Source organism: bacterium (assembly GCA_040757115.1).
GTDB lineage: Bacteria > UBA9089 > CG2-30-40-21 > CG2-30-40-21 > SBAY01 > JBFLXS01.
Genome location: JBFLYA010000322.1, coordinates 1 through 3,638, shown reverse-complemented (window position 1 = coordinate 3,638; position 3,638 = coordinate 1). Strand labels below are relative to the sequence as shown.

4 protein-coding genes are annotated in these 3,638 nt (G+C 41.2%); all 4 read right to left on the bottom strand.

Annotated elements, in window-relative coordinates; all coding sequences use genetic code 11:
• Positions 1 to 103 precede the first annotated feature (103 nt).
• The 4 genes from AB1422_17880 to AB1422_17865 all read right to left on the bottom strand — a co-directional run bounded on the left by AB1422_17880 (position 104) and on the right by AB1422_17865 (position 3,254).
• The gene (locus tag AB1422_17880; GenBank protein ID MEW6621173.1) at positions 104 to 811 is read right to left on the bottom strand and encodes a hypothetical protein; all 708 of its coding nucleotides are present in this window, start codon (positions 809 to 811) and stop codon (positions 104 to 106) included.
• A gap of 380 nt (positions 812 to 1,191) precedes the next feature.
• Complete coding sequence (locus AB1422_17875; protein MEW6621172.1) at positions 1,192 to 1,557, bottom strand: hypothetical protein; 366 nt, start codon at positions 1,555 to 1,557, stop codon at positions 1,192 to 1,194.
• 127 nt (positions 1,558 to 1,684) lie between these two features.
• Positions 1,685 to 2,488: a hypothetical protein gene (locus AB1422_17870; protein MEW6621171.1), complete on the bottom strand. Its 804-nt coding sequence runs from the start codon at positions 2,486 to 2,488 to the stop codon at positions 1,685 to 1,687.
• 328 nt (positions 2,489 to 2,816) lie between these two features.
• Positions 2,817 to 3,254: a pyridoxamine 5'-phosphate oxidase family protein gene (locus AB1422_17865; GenBank protein MEW6621170.1), complete on the bottom strand. Its 438-nt coding sequence runs from the start codon at positions 3,252 to 3,254 to the stop codon at positions 2,817 to 2,819.
• Positions 3,255 to 3,638: the final 384 nt, after the last annotated feature.

The following is a 3,638-nucleotide window of genomic DNA, read 5'->3' as shown; positions in this document are numbered from 1 at the left end:
AAATGCCATAATATCCCCTCCTTATAGTTATAATAATATTATAACTATATCTTGACAAAAAGTCAAGCTTTTTTTGCATTTTCTTGATTTTTTTAAAGAATAGTTATATCAAAAGCGGGAATTTAGGCTGTAAGGGAAACTGGAGCCCCCGCGCTCGGAAGCCAGTGGAGTGAGTAAGCATGGTGTGAAATTGCTCTTCTGGTCGAAGCCGAAGGTTCTTGCCAATTTCGTAGAGCGCGACGCCAACTTCTCCTCTAATAATCTGAATCAGTGGTAGTGAAGGATAGAACTTCACACCAATTGATAGCCTTCTTCCGGGGTGTAAGTTTGTGAACAGACCCATTGCGTACAACCGCGTAGCCACACCCAGTGCCTCTGTCCACTTGTCCACTATAGGGGTTATCAGTGGAACGTATGTTCTGAGTGTTCTTTCATCCTGCTGGACGCCGTCCAGAATGGACTTGATGGTTATGTGAGCTGTGTCAAAGTAAATATCGACCGTCGCTTCTGGATTGAATTTTCGAATAAGCCCACCAATTTCTTCGTAAGCCAGTTTGACTTCCCTAAAGAAGTCCCTACCTTCTTCGGACGAAAGTCTTACTATTAGTGAGGTAAAGTATGAAGTTTCCGATTGTTTCATCTTGACAGGATCACATTGGAAATCTCGATCCTGCATCCGGGCGTATGTTTCTTGCTCGCGCATGTACTTGTAACAGTCGGTCAGTGTCTTGACATGGTCGTGGTGAAGGCAAAGCCTCTCAACTGCGCGGTACGCTGTTTGTTGGTCAGTAAATATTTCGTACTGTGCCATTAGTCTCATCCTCCGTTTTTGTAAAGATGGCTAACGATAAAGTTCAGGTGCGGCGGGGAGGATTACCACAAAAGTTTGATAGCAAGATAAAACTTTGAGAGACCACAAAACTCTGACCACGGCACAGTCCCCCGCCGTCAACTGCAACGCAGGGTTAGACAAAAGCTCTGATTCGCTGTCTTTTCCTTTTCCTCTGCCTCACCGAATTATTGTGCATTCCACATTTACGGTTTGACCCTAATATCTCCCTTTCACTAATGATTTCAAATGATTCCATTCGTTACTCCGGGTAGCAATAATGTTTTTCGAAGCACACTGCCTAACGGGTGGATCAGTGGTGGCAGGAAGCGAAGCTATAGGACATCCGCTGAAGCCACTCATTAGGCTCCATCTTTCTTTCGAGTTGCTGATACAGCCGATGCTGAAAGAAATCCCAACAAAGCGCCCAAGACTACATTGAATGATTGCGTGGCTAGTTCACGTTTCTTTGCAAACATGGCGGAATCGTCTTTCAACGTGTCAAGCATACGTTTTCGTGTCTCAGGATCTTGAAACTGACTTATCCATTTTGGAGAAATGTTGATCGCTGGATTCTCTTCGTACTTGAAAAACGCAACATAACCAGTTGCACAAAAGAGTGCCATATAGACGGCAAGAATCATTATCCACATCACATTCGCCTTGAAGTCTCCAGATCTTTGGATGGCTGACACTGCTGATTGCTGTTTCTGTCCTTCGGTTTCCATGATAAAACCTCCTAATCACGAGCGTCTAACGATAGAGCTAAGCTGCGGCGGGCTTGCCCGCCGTCAGCTTCAGCGATTTGTTAGTTGCAATTTGCCTTCTGGCAACAGAAAGAGAAAAATTGGGTTTTTATTCACTTAAGCATTGTTTTACCCAAAGGAGCTTTTCATGTAACCAAATTCTTGCTTTTGAGTAACCCAACAAATTTCCAGCAAGTATTCTATCCTGCGCATTTGTTGCGAATTTATATACTTCTCTTTGTTGATCTTCATTCAATTTCTCACCACGATGTAATTCGTAAGCTAAAAAATCTCCAGAATTTATACCTAAAAGTCTTGAAGCTAATCTTCTATGTTCAACATCTTTTGCAGATTTATAAATCATATTTATTTGTTCTCTTGTAAAAAGATTACTTGATCCTAGATAGACTGAAAGTTCGTGACCAAGAATATCAACTTCATCTATACCTAACAATTCTCCTGCTTTTCTCCTCAGTTTATGATTTGCTGGTGTGGTATTTTCATATAATGTTCTTAAATCTTCTTCTACGTTGTATCCTTCTCCTACAGTAGTATTTTTAGTAAGCCTTTTTCTCAGTTCATCAAACCATAAATCAACCTCATCGTCTATTCTTACATAACCCCATCCAGATAGAGTAGCCCTTGCTTCATATCTTGCAGCAATCCATTCTGAACTTTCACGAATTTTTTGTAGTTCGGCTTTTGCTGTTTCTCTTCTTTGAGTGTCTGGTTCTGTTATTCTTGGTCTATCTATGATCCACACTTCACCTTCATAAAAATCTTCATCATATTTTGGACCTTTTAAATCCGTCCTCCATTCCCAATGTCCACTTTCTTCTTGGACTACGATTTCAGCAGACAAATCTCTCTCTAAATCTTCAATTTTTTTAAGGATAATTTCTAAAGGTTCCATATAAAAATTCGCATAGATTTATTTTTAGTCGCCTTCGGGCAAACTTCTTTGGGAACTTTCGGGTTTCTCGGCCACGCTACGCACTCTCGTCTTCTGCTGGGGGCAACTAACGATAAAGTTCAGGTGCGGCGGGGAGAATTACCACAAAAGTTTGATAGCAAGATAAAACTTTGAGAGACCACAAAACTCTGACCACGGCATAGTCCCCCGCCGTCCGCTGCAACGATTTGTTAGGAAAAGATTTGCTCCGCCGTCTTTTTCTTTTCTTCTTAATCTTCTCTTTTTTATAAATTTAAATTCTATATTCGAGGTCAGACCCTAATTCTCTCTAATTCTCTCCTTCTTTTATGACGACAATTTCCTTTGGCTCGAGGTTTTTTGCCATTGACCAAACACTGGCCACCATCTCTTTGACGCGAAATACAGCAATACACTCCTGCCCATGTTGAGCGACAATCGGCTTAAGGAAAGGTCTTTGGGAAATAATCTCCTCTCTTAATTTGTTGTCGTTTTCCTGTACGGCAATTCCACTGACACGGACTTGCATTAAGTTCTGCGGATCGGCATTATGAAAACACAACTCAATATTAGGGTTTGTCAGAAGTTGTTTATACAGGTCTCTCATCACGCCCGTGTGAAAAATAATGCCTTTCTCATCAGCCCTATACATCCACATCCCGCGAACATGGGGTTTGTTGTCAACGCATGTTGCCAACGTGCAAGACATGTTTTTGTTGATAAACTCGAAGATTTCTTTCTGTGTCACTTTTTTCTCCTTTAAGTCTAACGATAGAGTTCAGTGGCGGCTTTAGCCGTCCGCTCCAACGAGTTGTTAGACTTTTATGTTTTTCGTTATTTTATACCAAAAGAGTTTGGCATCAAAATTTAAGATAATTCCACCTCCTTTTCTGCCATGATTAACTCTGTTATTTTCAAAATAGAACGAAAGAAATTTAACATTCTTTGTCTCTTTTTTCAACTTTTAAGGTTGTCTAACGATAAAGTTCAGGTGCGGCGGGGAGAATTACCACAAAAGTTTGATAGCAAGATAAAACTTTGAGAGACCACAAAACTCTGACCACGGCACAGTCCCCCGCCGTCAACTGCAACGCAGGGTTAGACAAAAACTTTGATTCGCTGTCTTTTCCTT